General features: G+C 35.0%; 23 protein-coding genes. 13 read left to right on the plus strand and 10 right to left on the minus strand.

The features are described from left to right. Positions 1–33 precede the first annotated feature (33 nt). The 3 genes from QWY87_RS01885 to QWY87_RS01895 are packed head-to-tail and all read right to left on the minus strand — an operon-like array spanning position 34 to position 3,144. Positions 34–777: a uroporphyrinogen-III synthase gene (locus QWY87_RS01885; RefSeq protein WP_290287671.1), complete on the minus strand. Its 744-nt coding sequence runs from the start codon at positions 775–777 to the stop codon at positions 34–36. An 11-nt stretch (positions 778–788) separates the two neighbouring features. Next, positions 789–1,451, minus strand: coding sequence for a DUF4271 domain-containing protein (locus QWY87_RS01890; protein WP_290287672.1), 663 nt, complete (start codon positions 1,449–1,451; stop codon positions 789–791). A gap of 13 nt (positions 1,452–1,464) precedes the next feature. Then, the gene (locus QWY87_RS01895) at positions 1,465–3,144 is read right to left on the minus strand and encodes an ArnT family glycosyltransferase (protein WP_290287674.1); all 1,680 of its coding nucleotides are present in this window, start codon (positions 3,142–3,144) and stop codon (positions 1,465–1,467) included. Positions 3,145–3,209: 65 nt separating this feature from the next. On the opposite strand from QWY87_RS01895, the gene QWY87_RS01900 reads away from it, so the two are divergent. From QWY87_RS01900 to QWY87_RS01910, 3 genes are read left to right on the plus strand one after another with little or no spacing between them, the layout of a single operon-like run. After that, positions 3,210–3,941: a polyprenol monophosphomannose synthase gene (locus tag QWY87_RS01900; protein WP_290287676.1), complete on the plus strand. Its 732-nt coding sequence runs from the start codon at positions 3,210–3,212 to the stop codon at positions 3,939–3,941. Positions 3,942–3,946: 5 nt separating this feature from the next. Then, entirely contained in the window at positions 3,947–5,290 is a 1,344-nt protein-coding gene (locus tag QWY87_RS01905) for a dihydroorotase (RefSeq protein WP_290287678.1), read from the plus strand. Further along, a complete protein-coding gene (locus QWY87_RS01910; RefSeq protein WP_290287680.1) occupies positions 5,290–5,718 on the plus strand; it encodes a DUF4296 domain-containing protein in 429 nt (142 codons plus the stop codon). Before QWY87_RS01905 ends, QWY87_RS01910 begins: the two co-directional genes overlap by 1 nt. A 3-nt stretch (positions 5,719–5,721) precedes the next feature. Here QWY87_RS01910 and QWY87_RS01915 read toward each other — a convergent pair whose 3' ends face one another. Next, positions 5,722–6,723: an SDR family oxidoreductase gene (locus QWY87_RS01915; RefSeq protein WP_290287682.1), complete on the minus strand. Its 1,002-nt coding sequence runs from the start codon at positions 6,721–6,723 to the stop codon at positions 5,722–5,724. A gap of 122 nt (positions 6,724–6,845) precedes the next feature. On the opposite strand from QWY87_RS01915, the gene tyrS reads away from it, so the two are divergent. Then, positions 6,846–8,141 (plus strand): tyrosine--tRNA ligase, encoded by a 1,296-nt coding sequence (gene tyrS / locus QWY87_RS01920; RefSeq protein ID WP_290287683.1) that lies wholly within the window; start codon positions 6,846–6,848, stop codon positions 8,139–8,141. A 66-nt stretch (positions 8,142–8,207) separates the two neighbouring features. After that, positions 8,208–8,579 carry a YrdB family protein gene (locus QWY87_RS01925; protein ID WP_290287684.1) on the plus strand — a complete coding sequence of 124 codons (372 nt, stop codon included), beginning with the start codon at positions 8,208–8,210 and terminating at the stop codon, positions 8,577–8,579. A 52-nt stretch (positions 8,580–8,631) separates the two neighbouring features. On the opposite strand, the gene QWY87_RS01930 is transcribed toward QWY87_RS01925, so the two are convergent. From QWY87_RS01930 to QWY87_RS01955, 6 genes are all read right to left on the minus strand, one after another. Continuing rightward, a complete protein-coding gene (locus QWY87_RS01930) occupies positions 8,632–8,808 on the minus strand; it encodes a hypothetical protein (RefSeq protein ID WP_290287685.1) in 177 nt (58 codons plus the stop codon). Between the two features lie 236 nt (positions 8,809–9,044). Further along, complete coding sequence (locus tag QWY87_RS01935; RefSeq protein WP_290287686.1) at positions 9,045–9,212, minus strand: hypothetical protein; 168 nt, start codon at positions 9,210–9,212, stop codon at positions 9,045–9,047. Between the two features lie 4 nt (positions 9,213–9,216). Then, entirely contained in the window at positions 9,217–9,393 is a 177-nt protein-coding gene (locus QWY87_RS01940) for a hypothetical protein (RefSeq protein WP_290287687.1), read from the minus strand. A gap of 64 nt (positions 9,394–9,457) precedes the next feature. Then, on the minus strand, positions 9,458–9,823 hold the full coding sequence (locus tag QWY87_RS01945) for a DNA-binding protein (protein WP_290287688.1): 366 nt from the start codon (positions 9,821–9,823) through the stop codon (positions 9,458–9,460). Positions 9,824–9,848: 25 nt separating this feature from the next. Then, positions 9,849–12,026 (minus strand): peptidase domain-containing ABC transporter, encoded by a 2,178-nt coding sequence (locus QWY87_RS01950; RefSeq protein ID WP_353959148.1) that lies wholly within the window; start codon positions 12,024–12,026, stop codon positions 9,849–9,851. 10 nt (positions 12,027–12,036) lie between these two features. Further along, positions 12,037–13,170, minus strand: a complete 1,134-nt coding sequence (locus QWY87_RS01955; protein ID WP_290287689.1) for an HlyD family secretion protein — start codon at positions 13,168–13,170, stop codon at positions 12,037–12,039. A gap of 263 nt (positions 13,171–13,433) precedes the next feature. On the opposite strand from QWY87_RS01955, the gene QWY87_RS01960 reads away from it, so the two are divergent. The 8 genes from QWY87_RS01960 (at position 13,434) to QWY87_RS01995 (ending at position 19,086) form a co-directional block, all read left to right on the plus strand. After that, positions 13,434–13,985 (plus strand): VanZ family protein, encoded by a 552-nt coding sequence (locus QWY87_RS01960; protein ID WP_290287690.1) that lies wholly within the window; start codon positions 13,434–13,436, stop codon positions 13,983–13,985. A gap of 83 nt (positions 13,986–14,068) precedes the next feature. Continuing rightward, positions 14,069–14,503: a VOC family protein gene (locus QWY87_RS01965; RefSeq protein WP_290287692.1), complete on the plus strand. Its 435-nt coding sequence runs from the start codon at positions 14,069–14,071 to the stop codon at positions 14,501–14,503. 25 nt (positions 14,504–14,528) lie between these two features. Continuing rightward, positions 14,529–15,038 carry a lactoylglutathione lyase family protein gene (locus QWY87_RS01970; protein ID WP_435389482.1) on the plus strand — a complete coding sequence of 170 codons (510 nt, stop codon included), beginning with the start codon at positions 14,529–14,531 and terminating at the stop codon, positions 15,036–15,038. A 73-nt stretch (positions 15,039–15,111) separates the two neighbouring features. Then, on the plus strand, positions 15,112–15,579 hold the full coding sequence (locus tag QWY87_RS01975; protein WP_290287694.1) for a DUF6265 family protein: 468 nt from the start codon (positions 15,112–15,114) through the stop codon (positions 15,577–15,579). Between the two features lie 39 nt (positions 15,580–15,618). Beyond that, on the plus strand, positions 15,619–16,410 hold the full coding sequence (locus QWY87_RS01980) for a 3-keto-disaccharide hydrolase (protein ID WP_290287695.1): 792 nt from the start codon (positions 15,619–15,621) through the stop codon (positions 16,408–16,410). A gap of 19 nt (positions 16,411–16,429) precedes the next feature. Beyond that, on the plus strand, positions 16,430–17,242 hold the full coding sequence (locus QWY87_RS01985) for a sterol desaturase family protein (RefSeq protein ID WP_290287696.1): 813 nt from the start codon (positions 16,430–16,432) through the stop codon (positions 17,240–17,242). 33 nt (positions 17,243–17,275) lie between these two features. Continuing rightward, positions 17,276–18,142, plus strand: a complete 867-nt coding sequence (locus tag QWY87_RS01990) for a 3-keto-disaccharide hydrolase (protein WP_290287697.1) — start codon at positions 17,276–17,278, stop codon at positions 18,140–18,142. Beyond that, positions 18,139–19,086 (plus strand): TolB family protein, encoded by a 948-nt coding sequence (locus QWY87_RS01995; protein WP_290287698.1) that lies wholly within the window; start codon positions 18,139–18,141, stop codon positions 19,084–19,086. Before QWY87_RS01990 ends, QWY87_RS01995 begins: the two co-directional genes overlap by 4 nt. The last annotated feature ends 73 nt before the right edge of the window (positions 19,087–19,159 follow it).

The raw sequence follows: 19,159 nt of genomic DNA on the forward strand, positions 1-19,159 counted from the left end.
TATAAGTCGCTTTTTTTTTGATTAAGAAGTTAATTATTTATTAGCTTCTTTAATATATTTTTCAAGAGCCATAGTCATTGAAGGCGTTTCCTTTGAAGGAGCAGCAATGTCAATTTGCAGACCAGCTTCTTCTGCCGCTTTTACTGTTGAATTTCCAAAAACAGCGATTCGCGTATCGTTTTGTTTGAATGTTGGAAAATTTTCAAATAAAGATTTTATTCCGCTTGGGCTAAAGAAGACCAACACATCATAAAACACGTTTTGAAGATCAGAAAGATCGCTAATTACAGTTTTGAATAAAATAGCTCTCTTCCAATCTACTTTAAGGCTATCCATTTTATCAATCATGCTCTGTTTTACCATATCAGAACTTGGTAAAAGGAATTTTTCAGACTTATGCTTTTTAATTAAAGGCATAAGATCATCAAAAGTTCTTGTACCAACATAAATCTTGCGCTTTCTATAGACAACATACTTTTGTAGATAAAATGCTACAGCTTCAGACAAACAAAAATATTTCATATCGTCTGGAATAACAACTCTCATTTCATCAGCAAGGCGAAAATAGTGATCAACGGCATTTCTACTTGTAAAAATAACAGCTGAAAATCCTAAGAAATCAATCTTTTGGTTTCTAACTTCTCTGGATGATTCTCCTTCAACATGAATAAACGAGCGAAAATCAATTTTCACTTTTTGTTTATTCATCAAATCAAAATAAGGTGATTGTTCTGCTTTCGGAGCAGGTTGTGAAACGAGTATAGTTTTTACTTTCATATAATTTTGTTTTAATCAACAAACAGTTTATAAAGAACTATAAAGGGGGCTAATTCAAGGGCGCAAAGATACAAAAATAAATAGAACAAATTGTTAAAACTCAATTTTTCGTTTTTGATCAATACAAAGTAACGAAATAAAGCTATTGCAAATGAGGCTACTATGCCGAAAGTTATCAAGAACTTATGAAAAATACCCACGCTGTAATTGGCCAAAACCAACAATGGTAAAACAAGAACAGATATTAAAGCTAAATTACTCATTTTCAAAAAAGTAAAATACTTTTGACCTTCTTCTGCTTCAAAAATAAATGCCAGTAAAACACCAACAAAATAGCGCACGAGGAAATAACCAAAAGTCATTAAAAGAATCTGAAAGAAGAAGTAAAACTGATCGTGATCTGGGGATGATGAAAACGTATTAAATGCAAAATAAAGAAAGAGTGAAATGTTAAAAATGATGATAAAAAAGAAAATGACATGAAAACTATTGAAAACAAGAGGTCTGGTTTTGATGTAATCTGTGTAGTATTTTTCTGAATAAACTAAGGAGAATAATTTAGAAAATCTTTCAGTATAGTTGAATTGTAAAACAGCTATTAATATCAAAACCGCAAGAAAGAACAGCGTCACCCAATCGTTTGTAACGGATATTTTTTCTATGCCTTCAAACATGAGTTAAATTCAATTAATTATTATCGATCTGAACAACAGGTACTTTATTTCCTTGAAAACCTTCCAGTAAATTATAAAACTCAATGGCTACCCTGAATGTTAGTTCTTCATTCTCAGGAAGATCCGGACTAATAAACGTTGCTTCGATTACCCTGTTTTCAAGCGCTTTTAATTCTAGATTGTCATCGATTTGTAATAAAACTTTTGCAATAATATCCTTCTTAGGAGCTTGAAATACGCCGATAAATCGAATGTTGTCAAAAGTAATATTTTTATTATAAGTATTTGTAAAAGTAAATTCAAATTTATTTTGACCTGGCTTCACTATTAATTCTTCAGAGCTTATCACACAATGGGCTTTTTCAAAAGTTTGGTAGTTGCTAATCGATTTACCATATAGATATTTGTTCTTTCTGGTGGCGAGGATTGGTTGATCCTTAACAAAAGGGGTGGCACTATAAACATCTTCTCCTTGCATATTAGCTTCAAAATTAAGAAGGTTATATTGGCTTTTTCTACCTTTTAAAATGCTATACGAATGGGTTTTAATGCCTGTGTAAAAATTATAAAGTGACGCGTTGCTATATGAATTTACAAATACAATAGGTTTACCTTCTGTATTTGTTTTAAGATCAGGAATCCATTGTTCTGATACGTGCGGCTCAAGCACAATAGGTGATATAGAAGGAATCGCGAAGAATAACCTGATGATGATGATAATGGCGAGCTGTGTTCCACCTAAGATTTTCAGCCATCGTCTTGCTTCAGGTTTTTTGATAAAATAAGGGAATGTTAACAATGTTAGCGGAATAAGTATGATAATAACCCACTGTGCTTGTGGCTTACTATTGAATGAACTTATTAAAAAGAAGAGAAAAAAGCCATAAACAATATACTTTAGGGCTCTTTGAAAATCTCCGAGAGCTTTTTGTTTAAAAAAAGCTTTGTATATAACCGGAAATGTTATTCCTATAACGGCAAGCATATTCCCAAGATGAAGAAGCGTTTGGTCTATCTGATAAGAGTGTTTATTTCTTTCTTTTAAGTGATAGAGTATAGAAGGGAAGCCGTTTTCATATTGCCAATAAAGATGAGGGAGGAAAAGAACAAGACCAGTAATACCTGCCATCCAGAATCTGGGTTTTTTTAGTAGCTTCCAATTTGACAATACGATAAACCCAATTACAAGAATACCGTGGTATTTACTATAGAGCATGGCCGCCATGCTAAAACCCAATAACAGGGTGTTGAGGTTATTTTCTTTACTTAAAAATCTTTTGTAGGACAATAAGAACAAGGCGGAAAAGAAAAGCAGAGGTGTGTCAGGCGTCATGATAAAACCAAAAACCTGCCATAAAGCCATTGAAACTACTACTGTAAAAAAGAGCAAAACATGTTGCCATTTTTCCTTGACATCTACCATTAACCAAATAAGCCATAACATGGCGCTAAAACTAAGGGTGCTGAGAATCCTCAATCCCAATTCACCTGTGGCGAATTGATTTCCAATAGCGCCCCAGAGCGCAACCATTGGCGGATGGTCGAAATACCCAAAAGCCAGGTCCTTTGACCAGGTATAATAATAAGCTTCGTCTTGAAATAAGTTTGTAAAATGACTTTGTAATACATTGATTACAGAGAACAAGAGAAGTATCGAAAAAAATAGATACTTAGGATCTTTTAAAATTTTCATTAAGCATATTCTTAACACAAAATTAGCAATAATTTATTTTACCTTTGCCATACAAAATAAGCATTATGCAAGATACCCTAGTAATCATTCCAACATTTAATGAGAAAGAGAACATTGAGAGGATCATAAGGGCTACTTTTTCCCAAACAAAATCGTTTGACATTCTAATTGTAGATGACAGTTCTCCTGACGGAACCGCGGATATTGTAAGGAAACTTCAAGAAGAACACCCCAAAAGCCTTTATTTAGAAAGCAGAAAAACAAAAGATGGCTTAGGACGGGCTTATATACATGGATTTAAATGGGCCATTAAAAGAAAATATGATTATATCATAGAAATGGATGCCGATTTCTCTCATAATCCGAAAGATTTGGTCAGATTATATGAGAAATGTGTTAAAGAGGGAGCTGATGTTTCAATTGGTTCTCGTTATTCGAATGGTGTTAATGTTGTGAATTGGCCAATGAAGCGTGTTTTATTGTCTTATTTTGCCTCTAAATATGTAAGATTTATTACTGGGATGCCTTTTAATGACACAACGGCTGGCTTTGTTTGTTATAATCGAAAAGTGCTGGAAACCATACAGTTGGATAAAATAAAATTTGTGGGTTATGCCTTTCAGATAGAAATGAAATTTAAAGCATGGAAACACGGATTTAATGTTCAAGAGGTTTCTGTGATATTTACTGACAGGACTTTAGGTGAATCTAAAATGAGTAAAACTATTATTACAGAGGCTATATTCGGAATAATAAAAATGAGATTCTCAGGTTTGCCCAAACCAGCAAAAAAGTAAGAAAAATGAAAATGAACACTTTAATAAGAAACGCAAGGCTTGTCAATGAAGGCAAAACCAGCGTTTGTGACGTTTTGATTGAAGGCGAAAAAATCAAACAAATCAGTGATCGCATTGATGATTTTCCTCAGAATACGGCTATTATAGATGCACAGAACAAGCTTTTAATACCTGGAATGATTGATGATCAGGTGCATTTTCGTGAGCCAGGATTAACCCAGAAGGCGAATATTGCTTCAGAATCACGTGCAGCCGTTGCAGGTGGTATTACTTCGTTTATTGAAATGCCAAATACAGTTCCTCAGGCAACCACTCAAGAATTGCTTGAAGATAAGTTCAAAATTGCGGCAAAAGATTCATATGCTAACTACTCTTTTATGATGGGAGGGACAAATGACAATCTCGAAGAGTTGTTGAAAACTGACCCCAAGAATGTAGCTGCTATAAAGTTGTTTTTAGGCTCTTCAACCGGTAATATGTTGGTTGATGATGAAGAAGTGCTAGAGAAAATATTTTCCTCTACAAAATTGCTTATCGCCGTTCACTGCGAGGACGAGACAACCATAAAAAATAATTTAGACAAGCAAAAAAGCATATATGGAGACGATATACCCATAAAACTGCATCCTGTTATCAGAAGTGCCGAAGCTTGCTATAAATCTTCATCAAAAGCCATTGCGCTTGCTAAAAAAACAGGAGCAAGACTACATGTATTTCATCTTTCAACCGAAATTGAAACAGATTTGTTTAGCAATAAAATACCGCTGGAAGAAAAGCAAATTACAGCTGAAGTTTGCGTACATCATTTATGGTTTGAAGAAAAAGATTATGAGCAAAAAGGAACTTTAATAAAGTGGAACCCTGCGGTTAAATCTAAAAAAGACAAAGAAGGGCTATGGAAAGCTTTATTGGATGACAGAATTGACGTTATAGCTACTGACCATGCTCCACATACATTAGAAGAAAAAAATCAAGTATACACTAAGGCTCCGAGCGGTGGCCCTTTGGTGCAACATGCCGTATTAGCTATGTTGGAGGCTGTAAGGGATGATAAAATTAGTGTGGAGAAATTGGTAGAGAAAATGTGCCATAATCCTGCAAAACTCTTTAAAATAGAACAAAGAGGGTTTATAAAAGAGGGTTATTTTGCAGACCTTGTCTTAATTGACACCGAATTGAAACAAACAATTGATAAAGGTAATATTTTATACAAGTGTGGTTGGTCACCTTTTGAAGGCACAACTTTCCATTCAACTGTGACACATACATTTGTAAACGGACATTTAATGTATAATAAAGGAGAATTTAACGATACAATTAAGGGAAAACGTTTAATTTTTAATCGATAATGAAAGTATTTTATTTCTTATTCATGGTTTTTTTAATTTTTAGTTGCACTGATAAAGTGAACTATGAGAAGCCGGAAGACCTTATTGGCAAGGAGGAGATGATTAATCTGCTCTATGATATGCACCTTGCTGTTGGAACTTCTAATATTAAAAATGTTCATTTGGAGAAAAACAGGAATTATATGTCATTGGTGTTCCAAAAATATGGAATTGATAGCACGCAGTTCGCTGCTTCAAATATTTACTATACTTCAAACATCAATGAATATGAGGAAATTTATGAAGAAGTGCAACGGAGGTTAGACACTATTAAGAACTTTTATCAAGATAGAATGGATTCTTTGGCAGGTGAGCAAACTACGCAAAGAAACAAAGCAATTCAGAAAAAAACGGACAGTATAGAAAAGTATCAAAAAAGAAGGAACTAAATCTTACTGTACCAGACTTTGAGCCGTTTTTTGAATACATGATTCCATAGCTTCAAACTCAAAATTTAATTCTTTCTTTATTTTTTCCGCAGTATAAGGATGATCGGCCAATGCTGACCTCGCCGTTCTTTTGGTCAGCAAGGGAGGCGAAAGCGTGATTTTACTTCTTAAAAATTCAATACGCCAGATACATTCACTCATTAATTTGTTAATTCGAACTTTCGGTTTGTTTTTATTGAGCGCTTTTGAGATGGAATAGAGTACTTGTTTATAGCTGAGATTTTCTGATACCACTATAAAGCGCTGGTTGCTTACGTTAGAGTTCATAAGGCGCTGCATTATTTTTACTACATCTTGAACCCCTACGAATCCGGTGATACCTGTAGTATAAAATTTTAAACCTTGTTGAACCTTAGTAAACATACGTCCTGAGCCTTTATGCCAGAAACCAGAACCAATAATGACTCCAGGGTTCACAATAACAACCGGAACTCCTTCTTGGGAAGCTCTCCAAACCTCCATTTCAGCACCATATTTTGTTATGGCGTAGCCACTTTTATCAGTAGCGCTGTTCCAATTATCAGATTCGTCCATGATAACACCTGGCGCTGCGTTTTCAATGGCAGCTACTGAACTGACAAAACACAGCTTTTCAACCTGATTGCAAATACAGAGATTAACAATATTAGTTGTACCCTCAATGTTTATCCTTCTCATTTTCTGATAATCACTCGATAAAAATGATACCAGTGCAGCAGAATGATACACCTGATGCACATTTTCAAAAGCAATTTCAAGTTCAGGCACATCATTAAGGTCAGCCTCAACCCACCTTATTTTATTAAATATGTTATCTGCTTCAGGGCTATAATATTGAAAAACTCTTTTAACAGCATTGAGGTCACTGTTTTTTTGATGAATAGCACGAACACTATCATTTTCAAGTAAAAGATGATATAACAAGTGGGAGCCCACCAAGCCAGTTCCGCCGGTTACCAAAATCATGTTACGAAAATAAACATTTGAATGAAACTATCTGATTCAATGAAGCCTTTATTTATTTGAATTATTATGAGAATTGAATTCAAAGAAGGCGATCTTTTTTATATTTGCTGAAATTTTTTATGATGAAGAAGAATTTCGTTGAAGAGCTTCGTTGGAGAGGACTCCTGCACAATATCATGCCAGGAACAGAAGAGCAATTATTAAAAGAATCAACTGCGGCCTATATTGGTTTTGATCCTACAGCAGATTCTTTGCATATAGGAAGCTTGGTACAAATCATATTATTAATGCATTTGCAACGCTCAGGTCATAGACCAATTGCGCTTGTGGGTGGGGCAACCGGAATGATAGGTGATCCTTCAGGGAAATCGAATGAAAGAAATTTACTCGATGAAGAAACCCTTGCAAAAAATATAAAAGGAGTGAAACAGACGCTTGAAAGATTCATTGATTTTTCGGGTGCTGTTGACAATGCCGCTGAAATGGTAAATAATTATGATTGGATGAAAGACCTTTCATTTTTAGAATTTGCCAGAGATATTGGAAAACACATCACGGTTAATTATATGATGGCTAAAGATTCGGTAAAGAATCGAATCAATTCTGAATCTAAAGAAGGGATGAGTTTTACAGAATTCACTTACCAATTGGTTCAAGGTTATGATTTTCTTCATTTATACAGCCATAAAAATTGTCTTTTACAGATAGGGGGGAGTGACCAATGGGGAAATATCACCACAGGTACTGAGTTGATTCGCAGAAAGGTACAAGGAAAAGCATATGCTTTGACCAGTCCTTTGGTGACGAAAGCAGATGGTACAAAATTTGGAAAAACAGAAGGAGGAAATATTTGGCTTGATACGAAAAGAACTTCTCCTTATAAATTTTACCAATACTGGTTAAACGCTTCAGATGTTGATGCTGAGAATTATATTAAGATCTTTACTTTTCTCGATAAAGACACAGTTGAGAAGCTTATAACTGAGCACAAAGAAGCTCCACATGTAAGGTTATTGCAAAAGAAAGTAGGCGAGGAGGTAACCATCATGTGCCATGGGCAAGAAGCTTATGAAAATGCGGTAAAAGCATCTCAGATTCTTTTTGGAAGATCTACAGCGGATGATTTGAAAACACTTGATGAGCAAACCTTTTTAGATGTTTTTGAAGGTGTCCCTCAGGCTGATATTGACAAAGTCGAACTTGATAACGGATTGAACATTGTAGAAGCCTTGAATGAAAAGTCAGGTTTTTTAAAATCTAATGGTGAAGCCAGAAGAGCCTTAAAAGAAAATTCTATTTCTGTGAACAAGGAGAAGGTTAAGGATGATTTTATGCTTGGAACCAAAGACCTCATCGCAGATAAATTCGTTTTACTCCAAAGAGGGAAAAGAAATTACTTCTTGTTGAAAGTTGTGTAAACGAGTATTTTTTTACATTTAAACCCTTTCGTTAGTAACACGCTATTAACCTAATTACCATTTATCATGGGAAGCCATCCTATTAATCTAATGATTCGGTTTATTCTCGAACTTTTGGCTTTGGCATCAGTGGGTTTTTGGGCCTGGAAAAGCTTTGAAGGTACTTTACAATATATACTTGGTATCGGTTTGCCCATTTTAATGACCATCGTCTGGGGAACCTTCGCCGTACCTGATGATCCAAGCCGATCTGGTAAGGCACCTATACCTGTTTCAGGGGCCTTAAGACTATTGATCGAATTTTTATTTTTTGCTGTAGCTACTTGGGTACTTTATGATCTTCAGCAGATTGAACTAAGTTATATTTTTGGCGGGCTGGTTATTATCCATTATTTGGTTTCTTATGATAGGATTTCGTGGTTGTTGTCAAAAAAATAGTGATGGTTAGAATAGAAAAACTGCCTCGAGAAAAAACGAGACAGTTTGAATTTTAACGATCTGTCAAATGGGTAAGACCATAAGACCAGATGTCATACATTTCTCTAAACCAAGATCCAACCGCATAACCTGCTGCATATGAGCCTTTTGCTGGTTCAGTTCCACCAAAAGTGAAATATAATTCATTTGGTTGAAGTTCAGTCAGTTGGAGTTTATTTAAGTCCGTCATATTTATTTATTTTTTTGATGATTTCGATATAAAATAATTAATCCAGTAAGAAAAAGTAACACACTAATAATGGCATAATACATCATGTTTATACTCTTACTAGTTTTTATTGAGAAAATATAAAAATCCACCTGAGCTTCTGTGAATATTGTGTCAACTAAAAAAACAAGATTTAGAATTCCAACAATTAAAAAAATATATGCGACATTATTCTGCGTTTTCATACTAGCATTTTTTTAAGTTACAGGTTCATTTCCCATAAGGCCATCGTAAATTCCACGATAAAAACTACCTACGGTTAAATAATACCATTTGACGGCCTCTTTGATTGGTCCGCCTCCATGAATATTAATAAGGTCTTGTGATTTTAATTCGATACAGTTTATATAAGATATATTTTCCATATGCCTATCTTGGATTATTCCATCCTTCTAAGAACCATTGACCTGCCTGATCCAGTGCCCTACCCAAACTAACTCCAGTCGTGATAACGCCTAAAACGACTAAAACCGGATGCCCTCCTTTAATATTAGCCAGATCTGTAGTTTTTAACTCCATAATACCATGCTCACTTTGTTGTTTCATAATTTTTGAGATTTAAAATTTAATAAAAATGTTATGCAAATAGTTAATCAAAACAAGGTTACGTCTAACCCACTACGTCTAGTTTTGCCTTGACATAGCAAAGATAATTTTGTGGACTGCAGCTTCCTTGCAGTGAATTAATAAAATTTGATAAGCCCTTGCCTGAATAAATATTCATGAGTTGATCTTCAACCATAACCTGAACGGAAATGTGTATTGTTAATTCATAGTCAAATGTATAGAAGTAAGTTTTTGTTCTGCGATTAAAGGCTATTGGTGCATCTAACTCTCTGAGTTGCTCTAATAGTAAGTAGGTTTGTCTTACGCTAATTCGCAGTTTTTTTGCCAGTTCAGAAGGTGAGCCCGTGCACTCAGATTTTATCAAGCTATGCGCTTTCTTCAACCTTTCCAATTGTTTTAAATTATTCATTTTATAAAGTTTAAGTATTTGGTTCTTATCGGTTTAATTTGACTTCATTAGCACCGACCTGATTTTCCCAAAGATCTCGAAATGCTCCTTTTTTATTGAGTAAACTGCTAGGAGAGCCTTCTTCAATTAAGCTTCCATTCTTTAAAACACAGATGCGATTTACGTGAGATAAATTGACAACTCGATGTGTAATTAGAATAATCGTTTTACCATTATTAATGAGGTCTTGAAGAAGCTCTTTTAGTACTTTTTCGGAAGCACTATCTAGTGATGATGATGCTTCGTCAAAGACTAAAATATCTGGATCTCTATAAAGCGCTCTGGCGATTGTTAACCTTTGCTTTTCTCCTCCTGAAAGGGAGGCCCCGTTTTCTCCTATGTTGGTATTGAAACCCTGAGGAAGCCTATCTATAAAGCTCATGATCTGAAGCATCTTACAAACCTGAATCACTCTTTCCATGTTGGCATTAATTTCCCCAAGCGCAATATTTTGAATAATGTTTCCTTCGAAAAGATGTATGTCTTGAGGTACTATCCCTATCAAGTTTCTGAGACTTCCTTTGTGTAAATATTTCACATCTTTATTTCCAATAAAAATTTGACCTTTTTTTATTTTGTAAAGCCCTTGTAATAAGTTGATTATAGTAGATTTTCCTGAGCCACTTTCACCCACAATGGCCGTTATTTCACCCTGATTAAATTTTAGATTTAAGTCAGTGAAAACCTGAGGGCGATTGCCATAAGAAAAAGACACATTTTTGAAACAAATAGTGGTATTTGTTGAATTTGAGCTTATATGTATTTCTTGATCCGATTCTATTTCCAGGTCAAGAATCTCAAATAACCGATCTGCTGCTATCAATGCGTTTTGAATTATTTTGTTTGATAGTATCAAACCTGAAATAGGGCCTGTAAAGTATCCTAAAATTGCGTAGAAAGAAAAAAGCTCTCCCTGGGTTAGTTCTTTAGCGATTACGTAATACGAACCTATCCATAGCAGTAGTATTGTAAATAAATTTGATATGCTTTGTGTCGAGGTTTGACTAAAAACCTGATTCAAAGACGATTTATAACTTATCTGCAGTAATTTGATGAATTTTCTTTCTGTTTTGGTTTGCATAAAATCATGAAGGCCGAATTGTTTTATTGTGCTAATAGCCGTTATCGATTCGATCAGTTGACTTTCGAGCTCAGCTGATGACTCCATAATGCTTCGTTCTGTTTTTTTATTAAACTGATCTGTAATAAAATAGATGATCAGGTATAGTGGTATGATGCAAAACATAATTAATCCAAGCTTCCAATAATATGTGAACATGAGGAGAAAGGAAAAGACGACGATAAAGAAATTGACCATCAAGGTCAAAGAAGTATTGTTGATGAACAATCTGATTTTTACGGCATCATTAATTCTCGATATAAGTTCACCGATTTGCATCGTGTCAAAAAATTGTTGAGGTAATTGCAAAAGGTGCTGATAGTATCCTAGTATTAATCTGGAGTCTATTTCCTGACCACTTCTAATGAGAAAAATATCCTTAAAAACATTAAGAAAGACCTGTATGAAGAGGAGAATTATCATAACAATACCCATGATATTCAGCAAATCGTAGTTCTTATTTATCAATACATGGTCTGAAATTTTTTGAATATAGATTGAGGTTGAAAACCCCAGAATGGTGTAAAATAAAGAGCCAACTAAGGCCTGTATCAATATGTATTTATGTGGCTTTAACAGATGCCAAAATCTTAATAATATTGACGTTTTGTCATTTTTTTTGATAAAACTGTGATTCGGAACTAAAATGACAAGCACTCCAGACCATTGTTTTTTGAAACTTTCAAGTGGCGTGTTAATGAATGTACCAGGTCCTGGGTCCATTATTCTTATTGATTTTCCATTTAATTTATAGATTACTACAAAATGCTGAAGACCATTTTCGAGATGTAGATGTGCAATAGCGGGTTTTGGAACATGTGATAAAGAGGCAATATCACACTGAACACCTTTTGCATCGAAGCCTAGTTTTTTGGCCCCCTCAATTAATCCAAGAACATTTGTTCCTTGTTTATTAGTACCCGTAAACTGACGTACTTTTGAAATAGGAACCAAAAGACCATAATGGGCAGCGACTGAAACCAGACAAGCCACGCCACAATCAGATATATCGTGTTGTTTTACTTTTTTATTTGATATTTTCAAAGTAAGTGTATTAATACCAGTCATTTAGTTTGTCAAAAAGCAATTGAATCAATGACCTGTTTGCGATGAAAAAACGAGCATTTAAAGTCATTCCTTTTTTTAACTTTCCACGTATATTTTTACCCAGAACTAAACTGCTTTCATTCATACTGCAGATTACTTTATACATTGGCATCTTATTGATGAAGAGGTTGTCATCACTAATCTGAACTATTTTACCCGTCGCAGATCCCCAATAATTGTGATCAAAAGCATCAATCTGGAACGATACAGGATGGTTTTTTTTAATCATTCCAATATCTGTTGGTTTAACATAACATTCAACCAGTAAATCGGTTTTTGGGGAAATGTGAGCTATAGAAGATCCGGTATACAGAAAGTTATTTTTATCAATTCCAACGAGATCCTGAATGGTTCCTTCAACAGGAGCTACTATATAGTGAAGACTTTTGTTTTTCTCAAGTTCCAGTTGTTGAGCATGTAATATTCTGATTTCAGATTGTCTAGTTTGAAGTTCGTTTTGCCAAATCCTTTTTTGTTGACTTCGGCATAAAAGCAAGGCATTTTTTGCTGCCTCAAATTGTTCCAGACTATTTTCAAATTCTTTTTTAGAGATAACACCACGCTTAAAGAGTTGCTCCTGTCGTCTAAGGTCTTTTGTGATCCAGTTTAAATTATCCTTTAGACTTTTGGTTTTATGTTGGTACTCTTGAAGGTGACTTTTATGCAGAGCGCTAACAATGGAATCACTATTATGATATGTTGTTTTAATTAAATATTGAAGATCATGTGTTTTGATTCTCAATGAATCTAATTGATTAGTAAGTCGTTGGATAGCTTTAGACACCTCTCTGTCATCAAGCATTAACAATGTGTCTCCAACATGAACGAATGAATTTTCTTCGATATTAACCTGTTCCACTTTTCCATTTATGGGGCTGTTAATAAGGTTCATTTCTTTTTGGGGACGGATCATTCCGGGAGAGGCAGAATAAAGATCAATATGAATTATTGGAAGGAGGAATGCCAGGATTATTAATCCAATTAGTAATACCGAATAAACGATATGGGATTTTCTAAGAAATCTATGTCTATGATATTCTATTGACTCCGTAATAACTTCTTTTGGAAGGATGTTTTTCATTTCATGTTCGGGTTAGTGGGATATTGACTTTCACAAAATTCCAGAAAACTTCAGGCATTTAGACTCCAACCCGCCTTCAAATAAGTCAGGTTTCTCCGTAATTTATCAGGCTGTTTTTAATTAATATTATTTTTCACTGGGTTGTGAAATTTAAAATTTAAGAATATTAAAGTACCTTTAATGTCAAGTGATAATAAGCTGCCTGTTGCTTAGCTGCCTGATATCCAGGCGTAAAAGAAAAATGATTTAATTTCTCTTATTCAATGACGCTATTTACTTCAAAACTGGAGAAACTACTTTGGCTATTGGCCATTTTAGTTTTTGTCGTCATATTTTCAACATTATTTATCGGCTCACCATTATTAAATCTTTTAAGTAACCAAAATATTCAAGCTGCCATATTCTTAATGGGCATGATACTTATTTCGGCTTTGATTCTTTACCATGGATTGAAACCAACAACAATTAATAATATGACTGGTGTTTATATAGGTTTGGTTGCTGTTTACCTAATGCTTTTTTTGAGATTGGGTCTCTCAGAAAGAACACATTTAATGGAATATAGTGTCTTATCTATATTTATATACCAGGCTTTGAGCGAACGCCTTAAAAACAGCGATAAACCATTTAAACCTGCATTATTTGCGATTCTGATCACGTGTTTAATAGGCACCTTAGATGAAATAATTCAGTTTTTTGTTCCTGAAAGAGTCTTTGACTTAAATGACATATTTTTTAATTGTTTCGCCGCACTTAGTTCAATAGGTATGATTTTATTTTTAAAATGGGTTCATAAGAAAATAAAGAAACCTTGAAATAAAAAAAGTATCTTAGAGAGGTCGCTATTAAAAGACAGATCATTAGTAAGAATCTTGACAATTATATAAATCAGAATAGGATGACAACAATTAATACTTACCTGAGGTTTAATGGAAATTGTGAACCGGCTTTTGAGTTTTATAAATCAGTTTTTGGCGGGGAATTTCAATTTTTAGGGAGGTTTGCAGACATGCCTCCACAAGAAGGGATGCCTCCGATACCGGAGGGTGATAAAAACAAAGTAATGCACGTAACCCTGCCTATAGGAGGTGACACTATTTTGATGGGAAGTGATACCATGGCGCCCTGGAATTCTGATTTTAATGCAGGGAATAATTTCTCAGTTTCAATACATACAGATACCACAGAAGAAGCCGACAGACTTTTTAAAGCACTTTCTGAACAAGGAGCCGTTACTATGTCTATGAACAAGACTTTCTGGGGATCTTATTTCGGGATGCTTAGCGATAAATTTGGCATCAGCTGGATGATCAATGTAGAGTTAAATCAATAAAAATAACAACATTAAAACCTTAATTATGCCTAAAAAAACTTACCCGAAATCATTTTCACACATAGGAATCACGGTTCCTGATATTGGCAAAGCGGTTACATTTTATGAAGAAGTGATGGGTTGGTATGTGATCATGCCTCCTTCAGAAGTTTTGGAAGAAAATGATACAGCCATTGGCCAAATGTGTATTGACGTATTTGGATCAAATTGGGGTTCCTTTGAGATTGCCCATATGTCAACTTCTGATGGGATTGGGGTTGAGCTGTTTTCATTTCCTAATATGAGCGATGAAAAACCAGAGTTTTCACCCTTTAAAACCGGGCTATTTCACTTCTGTGTTCAGGATCCTGAAATTGAAAAATTAACGGATAAGATTGTAGCATATGGTGGCAAACAAAGAATGCCTATTCGAGAGTATTATCCAAATGACAAACCTTATAAAATGGTATATGTTGAAGACCCATTCGGAATTATTTTTGAGATCTACACGCATAGTTATGAATTGACATATTCTTCAGGTGCGTATCAGAAATAGTCATTTTGTAAAATACAACAAAGGCTAATTAACATAAATTCTTATCTTAGGGAAATCAACTAAAACCCCTAAGATGAGAACATTATTGACCCTTCTAACTTTAATTTTTATTAGTGTTTTTTCGAGCCCGGATATAAAAACTTCAAAACTTGCGAAAGACGCTAGTTTTTCATGGCTTCTGGGTTCATGGGAGCGTGTTAATGAGAAAGATGGAAAACAGACTTTTGAGCATTGGAAACAAGCATCTAAGGAACTCTATCTTGGAATGGGCTGTACCTTGAAAGAGGGAGATACCATTTGGAAAGAGACTATTGAACTTAGAAAACTTGGTAAGAATTGGAATTTTGAAGTAAAAGGTAAAGGAGAATCGCAACCAACAGTATTTGCAGTTACCAAAATTGAAAAGGAAGGTTTTGTATGTGAAAACCCTGAAAATGAATTTCCTAAAATAATTAGTTATAAAAAATCCAAAACAGGACTTAACGCGATGATCTCTGGAGGTGGACCAGATATAACATTTGATTTTAAAAAAATTGACTGAAATTGACAACCGAATGAAACCTAAATAATTAAAAAAACCATGAAATTAAAAAATTACTCGATCTCTTTGATGATAGCTTGTTTTTCTGCGGGTCCGATACTTGCTCAGTTTGAGGCTCCTAATACACCGCCTGAAAAGTCACCCATGCCGATGAAGCCCGAAATGACTGAAATATGGGAACCCGAGGTTATAGTAGTTAGCCCTGCTGAGGTGCTGGGGGATGCTCCTTCTGATGCAATTATCCTTTTTGATGGGAGCAATCTTGATCAGTGGGTGAGTCAAAAAGACACTGAGCAGCCCGCTCCTTGGAAGCTGGTTGCAGGAGAATTCTTTGAGGTAGTGCCCAATGCCGGAGGAATTCAAACAAAAATGAAATTTGGTGACTGTCAGTTACATATTGAATTTAGTGCACCCGATAAGGTAGAATTTTCAGGGCAGGGTAGAGGTAATAGCGGTATCTTTTTTCAAAACCGTTATGAATTGCAGGTCCTTGATTCTTATCAGAACCGGACATACAGAAATGGTCAGGCCGGAAGTATTTATAAAGATCATGCTCCTTTAGTCAACGCCATGAAGCCACCTCTTGAATGGAATACATATGATGTAATTTATACGGCTCCCAGGTTTAAAGAAAATGGAGAACTGCATGAGCCGGCAAGAATTACTGTTTTACACAATGGTGTCTTGGTACAGAACAATACAACTATAAACGGTTTAACGCTCTATATTGGTCTGCATCAATATACGGAAGCCCATGAAGAAGATGTCATCTCATTGCAAGATCATGGCACAAAAGCACAGTATAGAAATATTTGGATTCGCAGATTATAGCTTTTTTTACTAATCCCATATGGACACGATCAATACTCTTTTAGCATTTGACACCAATTATATATTGGTTGCACTATTAGTTTTGTTTTTTATGCTGGAAACATTTTTTAACCGCAGCGAACGCGTAGGTTCTAAAATTAACCATCTGATCAATAATGGTTTGTTTCAGCTCCTAGCCATTGCTATTGGGTCAATTTTAGGGTGGATGGCTGTAAGCACCTTTAGTTGGATTGAAGCAAATAATTTTGGCTTGTTCAATCTGATCGACATGCCCTACTGGCTTAAGATTACGCTAGGTGTATTTTTAATAGATTTTGCAGACTATTGGTTCCACATACTAGATCATAAATCACCGCTTCTTTGGAGGCAACATCGGGTGCATCATAGTGATACCCATATGGATGCCAGTACCAGCCTAAGAACATTTCCTACAGAGCTAATCTACTTTTTAATTGGAGAATTGATAATTTCTGTTTTATTTGGAATTGACATTATGTCAATGAGTATCTTTTTCTTTATCCTTGTTCCATTATTCATTTTACACCATACGAGTATCGAGTTTCCTGCGTGGGTTGATCGTGGCTTTGGCTGGCTTTTTGTAACGCCCAATTACCACAAAGTACATCATGAGCAAGATCAATACTATACGGATTCTAATTATGGGACTATTTTTATTATTTGGGACAAGCTATTTGGAACTTTTAAATTCAAACCGGTCTCAGAAATAAAATATGGACTGAAAGAATTTGTCGGGCCTGAAAAGCAATCATTTTTATATCAGTTGAGAAGTCCTTTTCTTTCTACCAAAAAAATTACTGAAGACCATACATAAACAATATATATCCCTCAAAAACCATTTTTCATAATGACTAAATTTTACATATTTCTTCTATTTATTTTTAGCTTTTCATTTCATTATGGTCAAAATTTATCAATCAATTTATTAGATAAGGATTTGTCTCAATGGGATATTTATTTGAGTTATGCCTATCCTGAAGGATATAAAGGGGAGATCCCTAAAGACGCTGAAGGGAATGATCTGTCGCCCATAGGTCTTAATAAAGAAGGATTTGATGTTTTCACGGTGATCGAAGAGGATGGGCAGCCAGTTCTTCGTATCAGTGGAGAAATTTATGGTTGTGTGGCGACCAAATCGGAATTTGAAAATTACCACTTGAAACTTCAGGTAAAATGGGGCGATATCAAATGGCATCCTCGAAAGAAATTATTAAAAGATTCAGGGGTTTTATATCATTCTATCGGTCCGTATGGAGCAGAAAGCTGGAGGTCTTGGATGCTCTCTCAGGAATTTCAGGTGATGCAAGGGCACATGGGTGATTTTTGGAGCCAGGCCAATTCGGCTATTGATATCAGGGCTTATTTACCGGAGTATATTATGAATCCGGTGGCAGATAAAAGTCAACCTTTTTTGACCTTGGGCAGAGGGGAGGAGGTACAAGGCTATTGTATGCGCAGTGCCAATTTTGAAAAGCCTCATGGGGATTGGAATACCTTAGAACTCATTTGTTTTGAAAACAAAAGTATTCACATTGTAAATGGCGAAGTAGTCATGATATTACAAAATTCAAGATATGTAGAAGACGGTAAAAAGATTCCAATGCAAAAAGGAAAAATTCAGCTTCAAAGTGAAGCGGCTGAGGTTTTTTACAAGGAAATTACCATTAAGAAATTGAATATCCTGCCTAAAATCTATGAACAGTACTACAAATGAAATACCCATTTTTATATTTGCTTTTTATGTTCAGCGGGGTTTTTGGTCAGGCACAGAACAATGACATTGTTCAACCTGCTTTTCCGGCATTAGCAGAATACCCTGGCATACGAGATTTCACACTTTCTACTGAAGGAGATGAGGCCTATTTTTCTATACAAAGTCTTCATGGAGAATTATCCTTGATTGCAAGTATTAGGAAGCTTGAAAATGACTGGACTAAGCCTCAAATAGTTTCTTTTTCTGGCAAATACCATGACCTTGAGCCCTTTTTATCTCCTGATAATCTCAGGTTGTATTTTGCCTCATCAAGACCTAAAAATAACGGAAAAGAAGAAAAGAAAGATTATGACATTTGGTATGTTGAAAGGGGGAGTACTGAGGATGTTTGGAGTGAGCCTGTCAATTTAGGCCTACCGGTTAATTCAAATCAAAATGAATTCTATCCTTCGGTTGCTGCAAATAAGAACCTTTATTTTACATCTGATAGGCCAAGCTCTTTGGGCAAGGATGATATTTTTGTTAGCCTTTGGAACGGAAAAGCATATGATGAACCAAAACCACTTGGGGAATCAATAAACTCAGAGGGATATGAATTTAATGCCTATATCTCACCGTCAGAATCCTTTCTTATTTTTAGTGGCTATAACAGAAGTGATGGCCTTGGAAGTGGTGATTTATATATAAGCCATCGAGAAAGGAATTTGTCATGGCGAAAGGCAGTAAATTTTGGATCAGTTATAAATTCTGATAAAATAGATTATTGCCCTTTTGTAGACATAAAAACAAAGACCTTATACTTCACTAGTAAAAGAAGCAGCATTAAACCAGGAACTGTTTTTAACAGCACAGAAGGTCTTTTAATGGAGCTTAATAAGTATGATAATGGACTAAGCCGCTTGTATAAGATTGGTTTAGAAACGATTATACACGTTAACGAATAGACAGAACTTATTTCATTGGGTTTTCATGACAATTCTCACAATAGATTTGAAAGAATCTGATTAATTTTGCCGT

Source organism: Lutimonas halocynthiae (assembly GCF_030409835.1).
GTDB lineage: Bacteria > Bacteroidota > Bacteroidia > Flavobacteriales > Flavobacteriaceae > Lutimonas > Lutimonas halocynthiae.